16 protein-coding genes are annotated in these 22,233 nt (G+C 35.8%); 14 read left to right on the top strand and 2 right to left on the bottom strand.

Annotation, left to right across the window (positions count from 1 at the left end; genetic code table 11):
- The first annotated feature begins 3 nt into the window (after positions 1 to 3).
- The 11 genes from ACZZZK_RS00590 to ACZZZK_RS00540 all read left to right on the top strand — a co-directional run bounded on the left by ACZZZK_RS00590 (position 4) and on the right by ACZZZK_RS00540 (position 15,116).
- On the top strand, positions 4 to 567 hold the full coding sequence (locus ACZZZK_RS00590; RefSeq protein ID WP_463482361.1) for a DUF3575 domain-containing protein: 564 nt from the start codon (positions 4 to 6) through the stop codon (positions 565 to 567).
- 46 nt (positions 568 to 613) lie between these two features.
- Complete coding sequence (locus ACZZZK_RS00585; protein ID WP_463482360.1) at positions 614 to 1,153, top strand: hypothetical protein; 540 nt, start codon at positions 614 to 616, stop codon at positions 1,151 to 1,153.
- A gap of 53 nt (positions 1,154 to 1,206) precedes the next feature.
- Positions 1,207 to 2,478, top strand: a complete 1,272-nt coding sequence (locus ACZZZK_RS00580) for a hypothetical protein (protein ID WP_463482359.1) — start codon at positions 1,207 to 1,209, stop codon at positions 2,476 to 2,478.
- Between the two features lie 375 nt (positions 2,479 to 2,853).
- Positions 2,854 to 4,470 carry a CTP synthase gene (locus ACZZZK_RS00575; protein WP_463482358.1) on the top strand — a complete coding sequence of 539 codons (1,617 nt, stop codon included), beginning with the start codon at positions 2,854 to 2,856 and terminating at the stop codon, positions 4,468 to 4,470.
- A 20-nt stretch (positions 4,471 to 4,490) separates the two neighbouring features.
- Positions 4,491 to 6,290 carry a membrane protein insertase YidC gene (yidC, locus tag ACZZZK_RS00570; protein WP_463482357.1) on the top strand — a complete coding sequence of 600 codons (1,800 nt, stop codon included), beginning with the start codon at positions 4,491 to 4,493 and terminating at the stop codon, positions 6,288 to 6,290.
- Positions 6,291 to 6,454: 164 nt separating this feature from the next.
- Positions 6,455 to 7,255 (top strand): PorV/PorQ family protein, encoded by an 801-nt coding sequence (locus tag ACZZZK_RS00565; RefSeq protein WP_463482356.1) that lies wholly within the window; start codon positions 6,455 to 6,457, stop codon positions 7,253 to 7,255.
- Positions 7,245 to 9,275 (top strand): helix-hairpin-helix domain-containing protein, encoded by a 2,031-nt coding sequence (locus tag ACZZZK_RS00560; protein WP_463482355.1) that lies wholly within the window; start codon positions 7,245 to 7,247, stop codon positions 9,273 to 9,275. The genes ACZZZK_RS00565 and ACZZZK_RS00560 overlap by 11 nt, the downstream gene beginning before the upstream one ends.
- Positions 9,276 to 9,278: 3 nt before the next feature.
- The gene (locus ACZZZK_RS00555) at positions 9,279 to 11,366 is read left to right on the top strand and encodes a ComEC/Rec2 family competence protein (protein ID WP_463482354.1); all 2,088 of its coding nucleotides are present in this window, start codon (positions 9,279 to 9,281) and stop codon (positions 11,364 to 11,366) included.
- Position 11,367: 1 nt separating this feature from the next.
- A complete protein-coding gene (locus ACZZZK_RS00550; RefSeq protein ID WP_463482353.1) occupies positions 11,368 to 12,144 on the top strand; it encodes an enoyl-CoA hydratase/isomerase family protein in 777 nt (258 codons plus the stop codon).
- Positions 12,145 to 12,166: 22 nt separating this feature from the next.
- A complete protein-coding gene (locus tag ACZZZK_RS00545; RefSeq protein ID WP_056848912.1) occupies positions 12,167 to 12,850 on the top strand; it encodes a DUF4412 domain-containing protein in 684 nt (227 codons plus the stop codon).
- A gap of 94 nt (positions 12,851 to 12,944) precedes the next feature.
- Entirely contained in the window at positions 12,945 to 15,116 is a 2,172-nt protein-coding gene (locus ACZZZK_RS00540; RefSeq protein WP_463482352.1) for a S9 family peptidase, read from the top strand.
- A 211-nt stretch (positions 15,117 to 15,327) separates the two neighbouring features.
- Here ACZZZK_RS00540 and ACZZZK_RS00535 read toward each other — a convergent pair whose 3' ends face one another.
- Both ACZZZK_RS00535 and ACZZZK_RS00530 read right to left on the bottom strand, forming a co-directional pair.
- On the bottom strand, positions 15,328 to 16,038 hold the full coding sequence (locus ACZZZK_RS00535) for a DUF3307 domain-containing protein (RefSeq protein WP_463482351.1): 711 nt from the start codon (positions 16,036 to 16,038) through the stop codon (positions 15,328 to 15,330).
- The gene (locus ACZZZK_RS00530; protein WP_463482350.1) at positions 16,038 to 16,649 is read right to left on the bottom strand and encodes a SatD family protein; all 612 of its coding nucleotides are present in this window, start codon (positions 16,647 to 16,649) and stop codon (positions 16,038 to 16,040) included. The genes ACZZZK_RS00535 and ACZZZK_RS00530 overlap by 1 nt, the downstream gene beginning before the upstream one ends.
- A gap of 153 nt (positions 16,650 to 16,802) precedes the next feature.
- Between ACZZZK_RS00530 and ACZZZK_RS00525 the strand changes: the two genes are divergently transcribed.
- The 3 genes from ACZZZK_RS00525 (at position 16,803) to ACZZZK_RS00515 (ending at position 22,183) form a co-directional block, all read left to right on the top strand.
- Positions 16,803 to 17,858, top strand: coding sequence for a ligase-associated DNA damage response exonuclease (locus ACZZZK_RS00525; RefSeq protein ID WP_463482349.1), 1,056 nt, complete (start codon positions 16,803 to 16,805; stop codon positions 17,856 to 17,858).
- Positions 17,855 to 19,453 (top strand): ATP-dependent DNA ligase, encoded by a 1,599-nt coding sequence (locus tag ACZZZK_RS00520; protein WP_463482348.1) that lies wholly within the window; start codon positions 17,855 to 17,857, stop codon positions 19,451 to 19,453. Before ACZZZK_RS00525 ends, ACZZZK_RS00520 begins: the two co-directional genes overlap by 4 nt.
- 252 nt (positions 19,454 to 19,705) lie before the next feature.
- A complete protein-coding gene (locus tag ACZZZK_RS00515) occupies positions 19,706 to 22,183 on the top strand; it encodes a ligase-associated DNA damage response DEXH box helicase (protein WP_463482347.1) in 2,478 nt (825 codons plus the stop codon).
- Positions 22,184 to 22,233: the final 50 nt, after the last annotated feature.

The following is a 22,233-nucleotide window of genomic DNA, read 5'->3' as shown; positions in this document are numbered from 1 at the left end:
TCGTTGAAAAAGATTGTAATCATTTTTATATCATTTCTAATTATTCAAACGGCTAGTTCTCAAGAACCTATCGGTATCTCCGTAAAATCCAATTTGTTAAATTTATTGGCTAAACAGCCATCTTTTTCTATTGAGAAAACCTTTCGCCAGAGATACGGTCTGGAGCTTTCCTATTCATCAGGCGAATTAAACTGGGGTAGAGACTACAAGTTCAGTGGTTTTTTGCTTAGAGGGAAAATGTATGCTTATGATATTGAGGCCAAAGAGATCACACCCTTTTGGGGATTGTATATTGGAAACCTGAACAAAACTATCGTTTCTAACAATGCCTATGTTCATCCTACAGGATTTTTATCGTTTGGAAACAACAGAAATTTCAAGGCGAATTCAATTCGTTCAGGGATGAATTTGGGCTTTTTATATCTCCCAACCAAAAGATTTTTAATAGAAACCACTACAGGCTTAGGTTATGGCAAATATTTCAACTTAGAAACATTTCAAGATAGAGCTGCTCCGAAAGGTTATTTGGATTTCCAATTATGGTTATCAGTAGGCTATACCTTCTAATTATAATTTAATTGTTTATAAAAACTTAAAATTTGTATTTTCGGAAATGAGAAAATTGCTGCTCCTACTTTCCGTTGCCTTATTGTTATATGCTTGCCAAACTGACAAACAGAAAAACAACGATTCTATAGAATTTAAGAATGTAAATCAAAGTATAGCTCAATCATTTTCTGATCTAAATAAGCTCGATACTTTTAAAATTGAGCTAACTGGCAGGAAACCGGAAGAAATGGTTTTAACCTTTACCATTAAAAATTTTGATGGTAAAGAAATTTATAATGTAAAACTAAAAGGAACCGATTTGTTAGGAAATACAGATCCAAACCTTGATTTATCGAAAGAAAAAGCGCAGATTGTATTCTTAAAAACCATAGCAGATGATTTTTTTGCTGAAGATAATTTTCTCGAGCCTGCAGTGATGCCGGAAGACAAGGCAGACAAATACGTTCCGGATAAAGCGCTATACGAGGAGCTTAAAAAATCTGGTTTGAATGGCTTCAAGTATCGTTTAGGTAAAGAAAAAAATCTCTATATCGCCTGGAGCGAAAAAGAAAAAAAGGTAAAAATCTACTATAACTGCTGTTAAAAAACTCCCTATTCTTCGTACAACATCCCTATGTCCTATTAAACTAATCTAATATGAGAAGAGCTGTTTTGTTGTGCTATTTTGTTTTTTGTGCTGTGCTTAGTAATGCGCAAAGTGTATTTTTAAAAGAAAAACCAGCTAACGAAAAAGCTGCAGTTAGTATCAATGACCATGCGCCAAGTGTGATGTTTTTTGGTGTAAATGATGGAAGCGATAGTTGGAAAAATCATAAGCAAAAAGAAAAAGAAGTCAACGCCTATTTTGGTTCGGTTTACAGCAACTTTCCCATATTCGACATTGGAAAAGAACGTGTTGTAGAATATAGTAACTCCAATGGAAAATTTGTTTTTTACAGACCGAATACTAAACGACAATTTGGAATGATTGTTTCCAATGGGAAAGACAAGCCAATACTAGTTTTCAATCCAGACCAGTATTTGAAAACCATAAAAACTTACCTCAATATTAGTAGTGCTGATGATTTGGTTCCTAAAACGTTGGATGAACGAGATCAAAAAGATGCGGTTACAGAGATGCAAGATGTTCTAAACATAAAGTTCGTAACCGATCAATCGTATGCTCAAAGGCTAATTAAAAATGCGAGTTCAGTACATTACAGTAATACTTATGAAGACGGAAGTCCGAAAATGACTTGTACAAATAGAGTGTTCGAAATGTTTGGCGATAGTTTAATGACGACCAAGTCGCCTTATGGCGCCAACTATGTTTATGATAAAAATAACATAATGCAATCAATGGACAATACAATGAACGGTAAGCCAAGTGGTTATTCAAAATATTTGAGAGATCAAAATGGCTTAATCAAAAAGATTGTTAGTGGTGATGAAAAAAGCACCGATTCGACTGTTTTTATTTATGAGAAAGATAAATACCACACCATTAGCTTCAGTGGTTCAAGGCCTTATTCTTTAGAGACGTTTTTTTTAAATGATCAAATGCAATGCGTTCGTCGGTTATCCAAAAGATCCGATCAATCCATCATTTGGGACATCACTTACATTTATGACAAATTTGGACGTATCATTCGAGAAGGAAAAGTAGATAGCGAAATGATTTATAGTTATAAAAATGATTCTGATGCCATTTTCTCGGGCTTCAAATCCTACAGCCTAAATCCCAGAAAGCTTGATCTACAAAATGAGGTAATTAGAGAAAAGAACAAGCAAACCTTTATTGGGAGAAATGGAACTGGAGGCTTGAATTTCAAATCTGTAACTTACACTGCTAAAGATGGATCGACGAAAACCTATTCTTATGATAAGGATAATAAATTGACAAGTGTAAGTGTAATACGCTGCTTGTAAAGTTTAACAGATGTTGTAAAACAGTAAACATCCCAATTACCAATCTTTTTTAGATTATTGGAATGTTATCAAACTTTCCCATTTGTAAACAACGCTTTCAATAAATCTAACTGATCTTGATAAAAAAACTTAAAAAAAGAGAGATTGCCCATCGGATAGGCATGAAAAACAGGGCTAAGAATAACTAATAAAGTAGGATTCGCTTTCCATATTGTTAGAAATTGAATATAAGTAATCGCTAATTTTCTGATAGACATCGCATTATCATTTTTAAAATATCTAAATTTTAAATCAGCAGAAACAAGGAATTTTCCTACCTTTGTATCCCGTACAAAAAGCGGCAATATTTACCATTTGCCGTAAAAAATCACAAACATGACTAAGTATATTTTTGTTACGGGCGGTGTTACTTCCTCATTGGGTAAGGGCATCATTTCCGCATCTTTAGCTAAACTTTTACAGGCACGTGGCTACCGTGTAACCATTCAAAAATTCGATCCTTATATCAATATCGATCCAGGAACACTGAATCCTTATGAACATGGCGAATGTTTTGTTACTGAAGATGGTGCCGAAACCGATCTGGATCTTGGTCACTATGAGCGTTTCTTGAACGTTCCAACTTCACAAGCAAACAACATTACTACTGGTCGTATTTACCAAAACGTGATTAACAAAGAACGTAAAGGTGAATATCTAGGTAAGACTGTCCAGGTTGTGCCCCACATAACCGATGAAATCAAGCGCAACATGCGTATTTTAGGCGATAGTGGTGATTACGATATCGTTATTACTGAACTAGGCGGAACCGTTGGTGATATTGAATCTCTACCTTTTATTGAGGCTGTTCGTCAGTTTAAATGGGAAGAAGGAAGTTCGAATGCGATTGTAATTCACTTAACATTAGTGCCTTATTTAGCTGCTGCAGGCGAATTAAAAACTAAGCCAACACAACATTCGGTTAAGGCATTATTGGAATATGGTATTCAACCGGATATTTTAGTTTGTCGTACTGAACATCACTTAGGTTCTGATTTAAGAAAAAAAATTGCTCTTTTTTGTAACGTTAACATCAACGCCGTAGTCGAATCTATGGATGCGTCTACTATTTATGATGTTCCGTTGTTGATGATGAAAGAACAGTTGGATAAAACGGTTTTGGCTAAATTAAAACTCCCAACTAAAAACGAACCAGATATGGAAAGCTGGAAAGAGTTTTTAGGACATTTAAAAAATCCGACAGCTGATGTAACTATTGGTTTGGTTGGTAAATATGTTGAGTTACCAGATGCTTACAAATCGATTATCGAATCTTTTGTGCATGCAGGTTCTAAAAACGAATGTAAAGTTCGTGTAGAATATATCCACTCTGAAGGCATTTTTCCGGATAACGTAAAAGAGAAATTAGGTCACTTAAATGGTGTTTTAGTAGCACCAGGTTTCGGAAGTCGTGGTATAGAAGGGAAAATTGATACCATTAAATACGTCCGCGAAAATAATATTCCATTCTTTGGGATCTGTTTGGGTATGCAATGTGCTGTTATTGAGTTCGGACGAAATGTTTTGGGCTTAAAAGATGCGCATACTACCGAAATTGAAGCTGACTCTAAAAATCCTGTGATTAACATGATGGAAGAACAGAAAAACATTGTAAACATGGGTGGCACTATGCGTTTAGGTTCATATCCTTGCGACATTAAGAAAGGAACGAAAGCATTTGCTATCTACGGCAAGGCACATATCAATGAGCGTCACCGTCATCGTTACGAATTTAACAACGATTATTTAAAGCAGTACGAAGATGCTGGAATGATTGCTTCTGGAATTAATCCACAAACAAATCTTGTGGAAATTGTAGAGCTAAAAAACCATCCTTTTTTCGTTGGAGGACAGTTTCACCCAGAATTAAAATCAACAGTTGCTAATCCTCACCCACTTTTTGTTAAATTTGTCGCCGCTGCGATGGAGTTTGCGAAAAAGAAAACGAATTAAAAGCAGTACAAACAAATATAATGGATAGAAATACCTTTACAGGATTATTCCTGATTATGATCATCTTGGCGGGATCATTCTACTTTTTTGGGCCAAAAGATGCTGAAATAAAAAAAGAAAATGCCAGAATCGACTCTATAAAGAGAGCTGATTCACTAAAAAACACTGGAATTAAACCAGTTTTAAAAGACACAACTGCTGTAGCAACTACACCAACTGTAGATTCTTTGGCTTTAAAAGGTCCTTTCGGTTCTGCAATAACAGGAACCGATGCAAAAACAGTTTTAGAGAATGAGAAATTATTAATCAACCTAAGTAATAAAGGTGGTAGAATTATTTCAGTAGAAGTTAAAGGACAAAAAACCTATGCTGGCAAGCCGCTAATATTATTTGACGGAAATGCCAATAAATTTGGCTTGACTTTAAATGCTGCTGGCAAAGTAATCAACACTAACGATTTATACTTCACTCCTACTAAAGCTGGTAATACCGTAACCATGCGTGCTAATTATGGCGCAAATGCTTATGTTGAGTATGTTTACGATTTAAAAGCTGCAAGTAATAAAGTTGGCTTTAACATCAACCTGGTTGGCTTACAACAAGTAATTGCCGGAAATAACATTTCTTTAAACTGGCAAACTATTTTATTACAGCAAGAAAAATCTTTAGAAAGCGAGCACCGTTATTCGGCACCATACTATAAATATGTTGACGGCGATGTTGATCACTTAAGTGTATCAAAAGATGAAAAAGAAGATTTAGGCAAAGGAAAAATTCAGTGGTTTTCATTTAAACAACATTTTTTCTCTGCAACGCTGATTTCGAAGGATGGTTTCGAAAAAGGAAGTTTAGAAGTAAAAATCCCAACAGCTCCTGGTCAGGTTAAATTTTATGATGCTAATATGCAATTACCTTATGCGCATCTTGCAAACCAGGCATACAGCATGGAATTCTACTTTGGTACCAACAAATTCTCTGCTTTAAAAGATCAAGGTTACGATTTAGAGAAACAAGTAGATTTAGGTTACTGGCCGTTAAAATACATCAACCGTTTTATCGTATTGCCTGTATTTAATTTCCTTAACAACTTCGGCTGGAACTTCGGTTTAATTATTTTGGTATTAACCATTTTATTAAAAGTTGCATTATCTCCATTAACTTATAAGTCATACCTATCAATGGCTAAAATGAGGGTATTGAAGCCAGAAATGGATGAAATTAAAGCCAAAGTAGGTGAAGATAATCCAACCTTGGTTCAACAAGAATATTTAAAACTTTACAAAAAGGCTGGTGTAAATCCACTTGGTGGTTGTTTACCAATGGTTTTACAATTACCGTTGGTAATGGCTTTCTTCTTCTTCTTCCCTAACCTTTTCGAATTACGTGGAGAAAGTTTCTTATGGATGAAAGATTTATCAACCTATGATGAGTTTATTAAATTCGGATTTAAAGTTCCATTTATTGGCGATCACTTGAGTTTAATGTGTGTTTTGATGACAGTTTCGACATTAATCATGACTTACTTTAACAATCAGGTTTCGGGTGCAACTGGCCAAATGAAATACATTGGTTACATCATGCCAATCATTTTCTTAGGTGTTTTGAACAGTTACCCTGCGGGTTTAAACTATTATTATTTCTTGGCCAACTTAATGACTTTCGGACAGCAGTTCTTAATTCGTAAAATGGTAGATGATGATAAAATCCATGCTTTAATTCAACAGAATAAAGCAAGACCAACTGATGATAAAAAGAAGAAATCTAAGTTTCAACAACGTTTAGATGATTACATGCGTCAGCAACAACAGGCAAAAAAATAATTAAATAATAATAAAAGAGCCTCGATTGTGAAAACAGTCGAGGTTTTTATTTTTACTGAGAATTTTAAAAATATTATAGTTATCAATTCTAATTTAATTTCACTAAATTGAAATAACCAAACACAATCCTCCCTATTTTTTATTTACTGGTTTAACGCCCTCAAATGAAAATATGGAATGTATTGTTAATCTCCCTTACGCCTTTTTATTTATTCGGTCAAAACAGTCTGGGTCCTCGGCTTACTGCCATGGGCAACAGTGGCACCGCCGTTACCGATGTTTGGGCGCTACAGGCAAATCCATCGGGAATAACCTCGCTCGAGCAGCCAACCATTGCCTTAAACTACATTAAACATCTTTTTAGTGATGAAATTAGTACACAAGCGCTAGTTGCTGTTCTACCTTTAAAAAACAATTTTGTTGGACTTAGTTTCCAACGCTACGGATTTACAGAATACAATGAGAGCAAAATTGGTTTTGCTTATGCCAAAAAATTTGGAAACAAACTATCAATCGGCCTTAACGCAAACTATCATCAGCTTAAAATTGCGAACTATGGTGCTTCAACAGGTTTTTCGATAGATTTTGGAGCGCTTTACCATTTTAATAATGTATTTACTTTCGGAGCTTTTTTAAGTAATCCATCCAAACAAAAATTCAGCAGCACTGAAATATTAATAGAAATTCCAACATCGATTAATGTTGGTGCGAGTTATTTGGCCTCTGATAAGGTATTAATTGCTACATCTGTCAGTAAAAAACTTAATGAATCGATTGATGTCAGATTGGGTATCGATTATAAAATTATCAGTTTATTGAGCCTACGCGGTGGTTTAAGTGCAAAGCCTTTTAAGCAATATGCTGGTTTCGGTTTAAACTATAAAAAGTTCTTGTTTGATATGGCAACTACCTACGATGCCAACCTTGGTTATGCACCCCAAATTGCAATTGGCTATGCGTTTTAGACTTATAACATTGGTATTTGTAGTGACGGGTTTCATTGCAAACGCTCAAATTGCTGAGCAAGAAGTTGATGTTCGAGATATTTTGGAAAGTGTAGCAGAAAATCTTCCTGACGATTATGATATGACTGAACTAATTGAGGTGCTGACGAGATATAAAAAGCATCCAATTAATCTTAACAAAACTTCACCAGAAGAATTGAAGACACTTGTATTTTTGTCTCCTCTTCAAATCAGTAACTTCTTTGCCTATCTAAAAGATAACGGAGATTTTGTCAATGTATTGGAGCTTCAAAGTATTGATGCATTTGATATAAAAACGGTAGAAAGTTTGTTACCCTTTGTTACTTTAAGTGTTGCAACAGAGTACGAAAAACTTAGCTTTAAAAATATCTTAACTTTAGGAGAGAATGATTTAGTGATGCGTTTTGCACAAACTTTGCAGACGCAAAAAGGTTTTACAGATTTACCTGGAAACCGATATTTAGGATCTCCAGAAAAGTTTCAAGCCCGCTATCGTTACCATTATGGAACAATTGTTTCAGCCGCAATCACAATGGATAAAGATGCTGGTGAAAAATTCATTGGTAAACCATTTGATTTCTACTCTGGAAATATTGCCTTATTTAAATTAGGTCGAGTTAAAAAGTTAGTAATTGGAGATTACACCTTACAATTTGGACAAGGTGTTACCATGTGGTCGGGATTTGCCTTTGGTAAAGGGCCAGATGTTACCAGCGTGGCGAAAAAAGATTTGGGCTTGCGTCCTTATACTTCAGCCAATGAATATTCCTTTTTAAGAGGCGTATCCGCAACAATTAATCTTTACAAAAATATTGACATCACTCCTTTCGTCTCTTTTAGAAATCTTGATGCAAGTCAGGAGCTAGATTTTGACGGCAATCTAGTTCAAGCAACAATTAATCAAAGTGGTTACCACAGAACCCCGACAGAAATTGAAAACAAAAATTCTTTGAGTCAACAGGTTTATGGAGCAGCACTTCAATATACCAAAAATGAATTGGGGATTGGTGCCATTGCTTATCATAGTAAATACGGAAATAGTTTCATTACACAAACTGCGGTTTACGATCGGTCTAGTTTTACAGGAAATTCATTAACAAATGTTGGTGCTTATTATAATTATACCTACGAAAATATTTATCTCTTTGGTGAAGTTGGAAAAAGTTTAAATAGTGGTTTGGCTTACGTTAACGGTGCTTTAATCAGTCTTTCTCCTGTAGTTTCTGCTGCAATAACGTATCGGAATTATGAAAAAGATTATCATAATTTTTTTAATCAGGCACTGGCTGAGGCAAGCGAAGCGATAAACGAAAAAGGATTGTATGCAGGCTTAAACATCACTCCAAACAAAAAATGGGCGTTCTCCATTTATGGTGATTACTTCCAATTTCCTTGGTTAAAATATCGTATAGATGCACCATCAAAAGGTTACGAAATCTTAAGTCAGGCGGTTTACACCCCGAGCAAAACCTTTAAATTTTTAGCAAGATTTAAAACTGAACACAAACAACAAAACACCGATTTGGATGTCCCGATTAACTTTTTGGATGATGTTAAGAAAGAAGGCTACCGCATAGAAGTGAGTTGGCAACTCAATAAAAAATGGAGCTTTCAAAACCGAATGGAAGTTTCTCAATATAAAAAAGGCGAAGCAAATCGTGAATTTGGCTATCTGATTTACCAGGATGTAGATTACTCTCCGATGTTTTCTAAAGTCACCGGAAATCTGAGAATTGCATATTTCAACACACCAAGTTACAACAGCCGGATTTATGCCTACGAAGATGATGTGCTATATAGTTTTGCCTTCGGAATGTACAGTGGAAAAGGTTTCAGGACTTACTTAAACCTGAAATATAACCTTGCTAAAAAATTAAATATTTGGGCAAGATACGCCATGTTTGTTTATAAAAATGTAGAAACAGTTGGTTCATATTTGGACGAAATACAAGGCAATAAAAAATCAGAGATAAAAATTCAGTTGAGGTATCAATTTTAAAATATGTTTAAAGCAGAATATATTTTCGCAAGGATTCTAATTCCTTTTTTAATTGGGATTGGCATTTTTTACTTCATCGCAACGCAAAGAATGATTTTGATTACTGAGATTACGTTGGTAGTGATTTTCATTTTTTTATTAACTATTAACATAATTTACAAAAAGGCTAAGGGCTATAAGTTTAAAGGCATAACAGGATCATTAATTTTTATTTTCTTTTTTATACTGGGAGGATTACTATGCCTCTTAAATAATCACAAGCTGAGGCAAGATTACTTCGCCAAAAAGAAATATACTTACTTAAAAATTTGGATAAATGATGAACCCGAGCAAACAAATGATATTTTAAGGTTTACGGCAAACGTAGTTTCGGGTTACGAGAATTCGAACCACGTTAAGCTGAGCGGACAATTATTGCTGGCTTTGAAGGTAGATAGCCTAAGCCCAGTAAAATTAAAATATGGTGATGAGTTGATAGTGTTCGCAAAATATCTGGAAGTTGAACCCCCATATAATCCCGCTGAATTTGATTTTAAAAGGTGGCTGGCCAGCAAAAACGTTTACGAACAAACATTTATCAACCAAAAGCACTTGCTTAAAACTAATAGAAATACTGGAAATCCGATTATAAAGTTTGCCTTGGATTTGAGGGAAAAGCAGGTGGCAAAATACCGAAAACTGATAAAAGATGATGAAGCTTTTGCAGTTGCATCGACACTAATTTTAGGATATCGGGCGGATTTAAGTAAGGAAACGCTAGCAGCTTATTCTAAAACTGGAACCATCCATGCTCTCTCTGTCTCCGGTAGTCATGTGGCGATAATTTTCTTTGTGCTAGATTTTTGTTTAGCTTTTCTGGACAAAAAACGTTCACTTAAAATTTTAAAGTTTATCCTCATCTGTAGTTTGATTTGCGGCTATTCATTAATTACAGGTTTATCTCCATCTGTCGTCCGGGCGACGATTATGATCACAATTTTCATCACAGCTAAAACTTTCGCCAGAAATAAAAACGGATATAACACTTTAGCATTTGCGGCATTTTGCCAGCTGATTTACAATCCATTCTTAATTTGGGATGTTGGTTTTCAACTGTCATACCTGTCCGTTTTTGGTTTAATTTATCTTCAACCAAAGATTTACAAATGGATCTACGTTAAAAATAAATGGCTGAATAAAGTGTGGCAATTGATTGCACTTTCTCTATCGGCACAATTGGTTACATTTCCGCTTTGTATTTATTATTTCCATCAATTTCCTGTCTATTTTTTAATGGGGAATTTGTTTATCTCTATTCCGCTTATCCTCATTATGGTTTTAGGAATTGCTATTCTAGTTCCATTTATAGATAAAATTTCCCCGATTTTTGAATGGATAATCGTTACTACAAACATCGTTCTAAAACGGATTGCCGATTTACCATTTTCTACTTTTTCATCGGTATGGATTACTCTTCCAGAATTAATCTTGATGAGTATTGCTTTGGGCTTATTGATTTACGGGCTTGTCAGTAAGAGTGCTAAATTTTATATCTTTTCCGCGTTGATTTATGTCGCCTGTTCTGCAATTACCCTTTATAATGATTGGGCGGCTATCCATCAGAAGAAAATTATCTTTTTCACCTTAAGAAAAAATTATGCAGCTGCATTTATTGATGGTAAAACCGCAATTTTACTTACCGATTTAAGCTCAGACGATAGAAATTACGAATTCTTTATTGAGCCCGCACTGCAACAATCTCAGATTAATGCAATTAGATTTACCAATTTGGAAAGAGACACCGTTTCGAAGAATTTCATTAAAAAAGATAACCAAATTGTATTTTATAAGTACAATATTCTACTGATTGATGAACACCTTAATTATAAAAAGATAGTAATCGATAGTAAATTTTCAAGCGTTTGGTTAACAGCTAATAACAAATACAATTTGCAAAATCTTCCTAAAGAATTAACATTTAGACATTTAAATATCGACGCTACAAATAAAGATTATAAAATAGCAACCTTTAAAAAATTTGCGGAGAATAATAAAATAGAAGCTCATATTTTAAAGAAAAATCCTGCATATTTGGTTTACCTAACCCAATAACATGGAAAACCTGGTTTTGTACCGTGTGGAAGAAAGAATTGCCACCATAACCCTCAACAGACCCGAAAAAAGAAACGCACTAAATCCTCAATTAATTTTGGAATTAACTGAGAAATTTATTCATGCATCAGAAGATGATGCGGTTAAAGTGATCGTATTAAAAGCAAATGGAGGTTCATTCAGTGCGGGTGCAGATTTAGAGTATCTTCAACAATTACAACAAAATACCTTTGAAGAAAATGTTATAGATTCGAATAATTTAAAAAAGCTTTTTACAACCATTTATTATCTTCCGAAAATAGTTATTGCACAGGTAGAGGGACATGCAATCGCCGGGGGGTGCGGATTAGCCACAATATGCGACATTATTTTCGCCACTCCTGAAAGCAGTTTTGGCTATACAGAAGTTAAAATCGGCTTCGTACCGGCTATCGTTTCGTGTTTTTTGAAGCAAAAGGTAAAGGAAACTATAGCTAAAGAATTATTGCTAACTGGAAAAACTTTCACAGCTCAGGAGGCTTTGGAATATAAATTGATAAATTATGTAACAAATTCAGCAGAAATTAATCGAAGTGTTAAAGAATTTGCACTACGTTTGTGTAGCGGGAGTTCTGGTAATTCGTTGATGATCACAAAACAGCTAATTAACCAAACAACAAATCCCTTATTGGAGAAAAGTCTGGAATTTGCAGTACAAATAAACGCTAGAGTGAGGGAAAGTGAAGATTTCAAAAAAGGAATTGCTTCATTTTTAAATAAAGAAAAAATTAACTGGTAAAAAACTAAACTTAAATAAAAACATGTTAAAATCAATCAAAACAAGCGTTGTCGCTTTAATCTTAGTTAGTGGTGCAATAATCGCACATGCGCAAAAAAAAATTGCTGAAGGTACGATTACTTACGGCTTGGAATATAAATTAACTGATGAGCAAAAAGCTGCAATGGGCGGTCAGGAACCACCTGCAGAAATGAAAGTTAAATTCAATAATGGTTTAACTAAAATTGAAATGGAACAAGGTCCTGCTTTAATTGGTATCGTTTCTGATAACAACGAAAAAACGGGTTTATTATTAATTGATGTGCCTATCGCTCAAAAACAATTCGCCGTAAAACAATCAAAAGAAGATGTAGAAAAAGCTATGGGTGCAATTGCTAAGTTTTCAGATTTCAAAGCAACTGGCGAAAAACAAACTGTAGGTGGTTACAATGCTGAAAAATATACATTTAAAGATGATAAAGGTGGCGCTCACGAATTATGGGCAACTAAAGATGTAGAACTTCCAAACGTAGGTTCTCAAAACTATTTCCCAGGTTTAGGTGCATTTCCGGTAAAGTTTACAATGGTTCAACGCGGTATCGAAACTACAACAACATTAAAATCAATTGCTGAAGGTAAAGTGGGTGCAATTTCGAAAGACGTTCCGGCAGGTTACGAAGTAGTAACTATGGACGAATTAATGAAAATGCAAGGTGGCGGAGAATAACTAACTTATATCTTACAATCAAAGGCTTTTTAACTGCCGGCTTTTATTTAAATTAGCCCAAAAGTTAAAAAGCTTTTTTTATGACTAATTTTCTATGATAAAAAACTTATTACTCAAACTCTCAATAGTTTGCATTACCGTTTGTGTACTTGTTGATGCAAAAGCTCAAGGCATAAATTGGGCAAAAGATGGCAATTCTTATTATCAAATTACCAGTGGAGAAATTGTTTCTGTTACACTACCCAAAAGTGAGAAAAAGACGATTATTTCCCGGACACTTCTAACGCCTTCAGGAAAAGATGCCCCAATTGCAGTTCGTAGTTTTCAACTTTCTGCCGATGGAACTAAAGCTTTAATTTACACCAATAGTAAAAAAGTTTGGCGCTACGATACGCGTGGAGATTATTGGTTGGCTGATTTAACAGCGAATAAGATCACTCAAATCGGCAAAGACAAGCCTGCATCATCGTTGATGTTTGCAAAATTATCGCCCGATGGAAGTAAGGTTGCTTATGTAAGCAAACACAATTTGTACGTAGAAAATTCTGACGGTACTAACATGAAGGCCTTAACAACCGATGGAACAGACCGAATGATTAACGGCACTTTTGATTGGGTTTACGAGGAAGAATTCGATTGCAGAGATGGTTTTAGATGGAGTCCTGATGGAAAATCTATTGCTTATTGGCAAATCGACGCTACCAAAATCAAGAATTTTTTAATGATTAATAATACCGATTCGATTTATCCCTTCACCATTCCTGTAGAATATCCGAAAGTTGGCGAAAATCCATCAGCTTGTAAAGTTGGTATTGTCGATGTAAATACTGCTAAAACCAATTGGTTAAATATCCCTGGCGATAATATTCAACATTATATTCCTCGGATGCAATGGGTTCCAAATAGCAATGAGGTAATTCTCCAACAATTAAATCGCGAGCAAAATGAAAGTATTGTATTTATTTGCGATGCAACCAGTGGCGCTGCTAAAGCCATTTATACCGAAAAAGCAAAAGCATGGATTGATGCCCAAGATGAGTGGAAATGGTTAAATGACAATAAGGAGTTTACCATTTTATCTGATAAAGATGGATGGGCACACCTTTATAGAATTAGTCGTGATGGAAAAAAAGAAACGCTGGTAACAAAAGGAAATTACGATGTTGTCGATGTAAAATTAATCGACGATAAGAATAACTATTTGTATTTCATCGCTTCGCCTAATAATGCCACACAACGTTATTTGTATAAAACCAAGCTCGATGGTAAGGGCAAGTTAGAACAAGTTACGCCATCTATCCTGCTTCCTGGCACGCACAGCTATGATATTTCCCCTAATGCAGCTTTCGCTCGTCATACCTACAATAGCGCTACAGTAAGGCCGGTAACCGAATGGATGAATTTTACTACAGGCAATCCATTCACCATGGATGGTAGCATTACTAACCAATTATCAAAACAAGAAGCACCTAAAAATAAAGTAGAATTCTTTAAAGTAACTACAGAAGATGGTGTTGAATTGGATGGCTGGATGAAAAAACCAGATAATTTTAATCCCGATAAAAAATATCCTGTAGTATTTTATGTTTATGGCGAACCTGCTTCTCCAACAGCCTCTGATACTTATGGAGCCGGTAGAAATCCCCTTTATGCCGGCGATATGGCCAAAGATGGTTATATCTATATTTCTATGGATAACCGTGGTGCGCCTGTTCCTAAAGGTGCAGCCTGGAGAAAGGGTATTTACAAAAACATTGGTGTAATTAATATCCGCGATCAGGCCATGGCCGCAAAAAAACTGCTGGCTACAAATGCATTTATGGATAAAGATCGTGTTGCCGTTTGGGGCTGGAGTGGCGGTGGTTCATCCACTTTAAACTTAATGTTTCAATATCCTGAAATTTACAAAACAGGTATCTCCATTGCAGCTGTTGGTAACCAATTAACTTACGATAATATTTATCAGGAACGTTATATGGGCACTCCTTTTCCAAGCAAAGAAGCTTATGTTAAGGGCTCTCCTATTACTTATGCCAAAAATCTGAAGGGTAATTTACTTTACATTCACGGTACTGGCGATGATAATGTTCATTATCAAAACGCAGAAATGTTAATTAACGAATTGATTAAAAACAGAAAGGTTTTCCAATTAATGAGCTATCCGAATCGTACGCACAGTATTTCTGAGGGCGATGGAACCAGTGAGCATTTATCGCTCACTTATACTAAGTTTTTGAAAGATAACTGCCCTCCAGGCGCAAAATAGAATTAGTATTTGAAAAGCAATTTAGCGGGGAATCGGATTCGATATCCCCGCTTTTCATTTTAATCTTTTTTGTGAAAATCAACCTCGCAGGTTTTTAAAACCTGCGAGGTTTCTCAAAAAAGTATTACATTTCAATCGGGTTTAGAATGCAATGTTCTACACGCTCCTTAATGTTAGCTTAGCATAAAGCTTAATATGCGGCAGGGAAAATTTATTTTATCAATCCCATAATCATTAGTGAAACTACTATGGCGATTCCGAAACTCAGCAAGGTGCCAATTAGTACATATTCGGTTAATTTTAAATCATGTGCTTCTTTTAAATCGCCAAAGCGGAAAACAGATTTAGCCGCCAACAGAAAACCTACAGCCTCAAAGTGATTGGTGAGGATGAAAACAAAAATCAATGTGCGTTCTAAAATTCCAATATATTTCCCTGCATTCTGTAACGATTTCGGACTCTCATCATCACTTTCTGGTAACCACTTGGCAATAATCACTTTCATAATGATGGATGTTGGCATAGTCAAAAACAAAATGCCCGAAATTATAATCCACGTGTGCGTTTCATTGATAAAACTGATATTTAAATAACCATTATAGAAAAAATTCCATACCAATACAATAGAGCTAAAGTGCAAAACCTGGTCAACAAAAAATAAGATTCTGGCATTTTTATTTGTTTGAAAGATCGATTTTAAGGCATCAATTAGAAGATGCAATACACCGATTGATAAAGCTATTTTCCAAACATTAAAGCTTAAAAAAACAACAAAAATTAATCCTATATGAACCAGGACATGTAAATATAACTTGCTTGATTTTAGCTTCTTTCTTTCTTTATCTTTCACCCATGAATTAGGCTGCAGAAAAAAATCTCCAACTAAATGCGCTATAATGATTTTAATTAAATAGATCTCCATTATTTCGAAAGCGTTTGGTTCAATTTTTTACGGTATAATTTATCCATCTCCATCAATTCAGAATAATGAGCACGTTTTAAAGCCTCACTTACCAAAGATTGGGTTCTGCCTGAAAGCACGGCTAGCTCACTTTGCAACACATTTTCGTTTTCTAATGCCAGCTTGACCATTTCTGCTGCAACTATTCCCCAACTATCCATTGCAATTAAAGAAAGCTTAATCATAACATTAATTTCTTCATCGAAATCAGGGAAGTCAGTTTTAATAGCCAGATTAACTTTTGCTTGTTTTAAGCTATCAAAAGCTGCTCCAGAGCTTACAAATGCATCTCCGCTTGATTCTGAAAGTTTTTTACGCTTGCTTTTTATATCTCCGATTCCAATGCCCATCCTCACATCTGCAGGTTTATTTATTCTGATACAGGCTTTTAAATAAGCTGCAGTTTTAATGGCATTTTCTGTCTCTACCTCTACCTGGAAGCTATCTCCGCGATAAATCTCCCACTTATTATTCTGCTTTGAAACTACTTTTAAAGCATTTTTCAAACTCAATAACCAGCTATCTTTTATCTTTCTTGAACCTATTATATCACCTGTTATAATGCAAATCATAATACAATATCGGATTATTAAATCATATTTCAAAAATTATCGGCTAATTACCCGATATTTCTATTTATCGGCTAATTACCCGATATTTTAAATTATCGGCTAATTAGCCGATATTGATTTAAAACTTATAGCATAATTTATTGTTTAGTACTCATGGCATTAATAGAATTTACAAAAAGAGGTATTTACTGTAAGCAAGGAGATTTTTATGTAGATCCTTGGTGGCCTGTAGATTACGCCGTAACTACACATGGCCATAGCGACCATGTACGTTTTGGAAATAAACATTACCTCTGCCATACCTTAACAAAGCCTATAATTAAACGCCGCATTAGCGAAGATTTAAATGTAGAAACCCTTAATTATGGCGAAAGCATCGTTCGTAACGGTGTAAATATTTCATTTTATCCTGCAGGCCATATCATTGGTTCGGCACAAGTTAGATTAGAATACAAAGGGGAAATCTGTGTTATTTCAGGCGACTATAAAACGGAAGATGATGGGATTAGTGATATTTTTGAACCCGTAAAATGCCATTCATTTGTATCTGAAAGTACTTTTGGTTTGCCTGTATATAAATGGCAAAAACAAGATCTTGTTTTCGATAAAATTAAAAGTTGGGTTAGCGATAATATTCCACAACAAAAAACGAGCGTATTAATTGCATATAGTTTAGGGAAAGCACAACGTTTAATTAAAAATCTTGCGGGTAGTGTTCCTATTTATGTTCACAATAGTATCGCAAACCTAAATGAAGTAATTATCAATGCTGGTGTAAACTTGCCAGAAACGATTAGAATTACACCCGAAACTACCAAGGATGAATTACAGAAGGGAATTGTAATTGTGCCACCAGCCATGCGTGATAGCCGATGGATTAAGAATTTATCCCATCCGGTTACTGGTATTTGCTCAGGTTGGATGCAGGTTCGGGCACACCGTCGCTGGCAAAGTGCCGATGCTGGTTTCGCCCTCAGTGACCATGCCGATTGGACAGGGCTAATGGATGCCATTACTGCAACCGGCGCAGAAAAAGTTTATGTTACCCATGGTTTCACGGCCGCTTTTAGTCGGTTTTTAAATGATGAGGGCATTGAATCAGAAGAAGTAATGACCAAGTTTGGGCAAGAAGACGATGAAGAAAACAAAGTTGATCTGGCGGATGGTGAGAATCAAAAGAATGAAACTGAAAACATAAGCGCAGAATGAAAAGATTTGCAAAACTCATTCAGCAGCTAGAATTGAGCAATAAAACCAATGATAAAATTGCTGCCTTAGTAGATTATTTTAATTTTGCCGATGATAAAGATAAGATTTGGGTCATCGCCTTGTTCACAGGTAAAAAACCTCGTCGACCAATTAAATCAGCATTGCTTAAATATTGGGCAATAGAAATTACACAAACACCCGAATGGTTATTTTCTGAAAGTTACTCGAACGTGGGCGATTTAAGTGAAACCATTGCCCTGCTCCTCCCACCTGCAGAAAAAACTTCAGATATTCAATTGCATAAATGGATTGAAAATTTGCACGATTTGGAAGGTAAAAACGATGAAACTAAAAAAGATTTCATCTTAAATGCCTGGAATACCTTAGAAACACAAGAACGATTCATTTTCAATAAACTTATTTCAGGCAATTTCAGAATTGGGGTTTCCAATAAAATGCTGGTGAATGCCCTGGCCAAGCAAAGTAGTTTGGATAGTGCCCAAATTATGCATAGCATTATGGGCAAGTGGAATCCTTATGAAATTACTTTTACCGAGCTGATTAATGGGGCACATGTAAATACAGATAACTCCTGGCCGTATCCCTTTTGCCTTGCCTATGCTTTGGAGCAAGAGCCAGAAAAGTTAGGCGATATTACTGAATGGCAAGCCGAATGGAAATGGGATGGTATCCGCGGACAAATTGTTAAAAGAAATGGTGAATTATTTATATGGAGCAGAGGCGAAGAATTGGTAACAGAGCAATTCCCAGAACTACATTTTTTAATTGATATTTTGCCAGATGGTGCAGTTTTAGATGGTGAAATACTAGCGGTACAGGATAAGCAGGTTTTATCTTTTAGTACTTTGCAGCAACGTTTAAACCGTAAAACGATCAGTAAAAAACAACTGGAAGACGCCCCTATTGGGTTCTTCGTTTACGATATTCTGGAGTTTGAGGCAAATGATTTTCGCGAACATCCTCTTAGTGAAAGAAGAAAAATATTAGAGCAGTTAATTGGTAGTTTAGATGAAAGTGCTGTAATTCTATCACCAGTTATAAAGTGTAAAACCTGGGAGGAATTAGCGGAGTTAAGACAAACCTCACGTTCAATTAACAGTGAGGGAATTATGCTTAAAAAACTGAGTTCACATTACCACAGTGGTCGTAAACGTGGCGATTGGTGGAAATGGAAAATAAATCCTTATACCGTTGATGCAGTGATGATTTATGCTCAAAAAGGTAGTGGCAGACGAGCAAATTTCTTCACCGATTATACTTTTGCCGTTCGCGATGGCGAAAACTTGGTTACTATTGCGAAGGCTTATTCTGGCCTAACCGATAAGGAAATTAAAGAAGTGAATTCTTTTGTAACCAAAAATGCAATAGAAAAATTTGGACCAGTAAGAACGGTGAAACCCGAACTTGTTTTCGAAATTGCATTTGAGGGAATTGCAGAAAGTAAACGACACAAAGCCGGTTTGGCACTTCGTTTTCCACGGATTTTAAGATGGCGGAAAGATAAAAAAGCTGCTGAAATAAATACATTAGAAGATTTGAGGCAATTACTGGCATCAACATTTATAAATGATTAGAAAATCAGGTTTCTGTGTTTATCGGAACCGAAAGCCCTGTCATACACTTTACTCACCCGATTAAAAAAATCGGGTTTCGTGCTCGCTCCTGTCAGGTTTATTTTACTTAGGTTTACCTAACTATTTTAAACCCGACAGAAGCGAAAATATCCCGATTTTTCATCGGGAATTGTAGCAAATGGCGGGAATGATGCAACCAAAGAACTACTGAAATTGCTTTTCAAGTTAAAAATTTAGAAATTATAATTATACATGGACCAAACGAAAACCAAAGGCTACAAAAAAATTAAGCAATGGCTTAAAGCCAATGGTCGTAAACCATTTAAATTTCAAGAAGATGCCTGGCAAAACTATTTAGACGGTTACAGCGGATTGGTGAATGCTCCAACAGGATTTGGTAAAACATTTTCTTTGTTTTTGGCCATAGCCATAGAGGCGCTAAATGCATCAGAATTAAGCAATAAAAAAGCAAAAGACCGTTTGCAACTCATTTGGATTACCCCACTTCGCTCCCTGGCTAAAGATATTGCAAGAGCGATGCGTGAAACACTTACCGAACTTGAATTAGATTGGCATGTTGGAGTAAGAAACGGCGATACCTCGCAGGCAGAAAAGGTTCAACAAAAGAAATCGATGCCCGAAATTTTATTGATTACACCTGAAAGTTTGCATCTTTTATTGGCGCAAAAAGGCTCTTCAACTTTATTTAAAAATCTGAAATGCATAGTAGCAGATGAATGGCATGAATTGTTAGGAAGTAAACGTGGTGTATTGGTAGAACTTGCTATTTCCCGGATTAAAGGTTTGCAAAAATTGGAAAAAAATCAGTTTTTAAGAGTATGGGGAATTTCGGCGACCATTGGAAATATTGAAGAGGCTTTGGATGTTTTGGAGCCTGATGAAACGGCGAAAAGGATCATTATAAAAGCCGACCTAGAAAAGAAAATCATCATTAAATCTATCCTTCCCGATGATATTGAAACCCTGCCTTGGGCTGGGCATTTGGGTTTAAAACTGGCTTACAAACTTCTGCCTATCATTGAGAAAAGCAAAACCACTCTTATTTTTATCAATACCCGTGGGCAATCGGAAATGTGGTACCAGCACCTGCTAAATATCGAACCTGAACTGGCAGGAAGAATTGCTATTCACCACGGTTCGATAGATTTTGAACTCAGAAACTGGATTGAAGATGCATTACACACGGGACAACTGAAAGCTGTTATTGCGACTTCATCTCTGGATTTAGGGGTTGATTTCAAACCCGTGGATACCGTTGTTCAAGTGGGTTCTCCTAAAGGTGTTGCCAGGTTTTTGCAACGTGCCGGCCGTTCAGGGCATTCACCCCATGAGGTTTCGAAGATCTATTTTTTGCCAACCCATGCTTTAGAATTAGTGGAAGCAGCAGCAATTAAAGAAGCAGCCAAAACCAATAATATAGAAAGTCGTGAGCCATTCATTATGGTTTTTGATACTCTGGTTCAATACCTGGTTACTTTAGCTATTGGAGATGGCTTTGATGACAAGATCGTTTATGAGGAAATCAAAAATACCCACGCTTTTAAATTGATCTTGCCAGAGCAATGGGCTTGGGTAATGCAATTTATTACTTCAGGTGGTGATAGCTTAGGCGCTTATAATGAGTTTAAAAAGGTAACTAAAGATGAAGACGGATTATGGAAAGTTAAAAGCCGACAGCTGGCTATGCGACATCGTTTGCACATCGGAACTATAGTAAGTGATGCGATGTTAAAGGTAAAATTTCTTTCCGGCGGGTATATAGGCATGGTAGAAGAATATTTTGTTACCCGGTTAAAAGCCGGCGATAATTTTCGTTTGGCTGGTCGGGTTTTGGAGTTTGTTCACGTTAAAGATATGACGGTGATTGTTCGCGTGAGCAAACAGAAAAATGCCATTTCTCCAAGCTGGAATGGTGGCCGTTTGCCTTTATCTTCAAATCTAGGTTCGGTATTGCGGAAAAAATATAATGAAGCGTTAGATAAAACCCATAATGATGAAGAATTGGATTCTGTTTATCCATTATTTCTTTTGCAAGAAAAGCGTTCTCATGTACCACGCAATGATGAATTGCTAATTGAATTGATTAATAACAAAGAAGGTTTTCATCTTTTTGCTTACCCATTTGAAGGGCGTTTAGTTCATGAAGTTTTGGCGGCTTTGGTAGCCTACCGTTTGAGCAAGCTTTTGCCGATAAGTTTTTCTATTGCAATGAACGATTATGGTTTTGAGCTCTTAAGCGAAACCGAAATTCCTATGGATGAATCTATCGCTTACGAAGTTTTCTCGCCAAAAAACTTAACAGAAGACATTACGCTAAGTATCAATTCAACAGAAATGGCTCGAAGAAAGTTCCGCGATATTGCCTGCATTTCAGGTTTGGTTTTTCAGGGGTATCCTGGTAAATATGTTGCCAATAAACATCTCCAGTCATCTGCAGGTTTATTTTTTAATGTTTTTAGCGATTACGATAAACATAATTTACTTTTGCGCCAGGCATACGATGAAGTTTTTTATCAGCAGTTGGAAGAGCCAAGATTGGCTGCCGCGTTAGAAAGAATTCAAAATAGTGAGGTAATCATTACCCATCCTCAGAGTTTTACACCATTATCATTTCCGATTAAGGTTGATAGTTTACGGGAAAATATGAGTTCGGAAGAATTGGAACAACGAATTGCAAGGATGAAAGCTGAATCGGAGAAATTTAAGTAGATTACCCTTTTACTGTTTCGTCATTGCTCGCAACTACGGACTATATTAGA

Source organism: Pedobacter sp. AC163 (assembly GCF_979258665.1).
The sequence above is the reverse complement of the archived record's forward strand: the minus strand, read 5'-3'. Positions and strand labels throughout refer to the sequence as shown.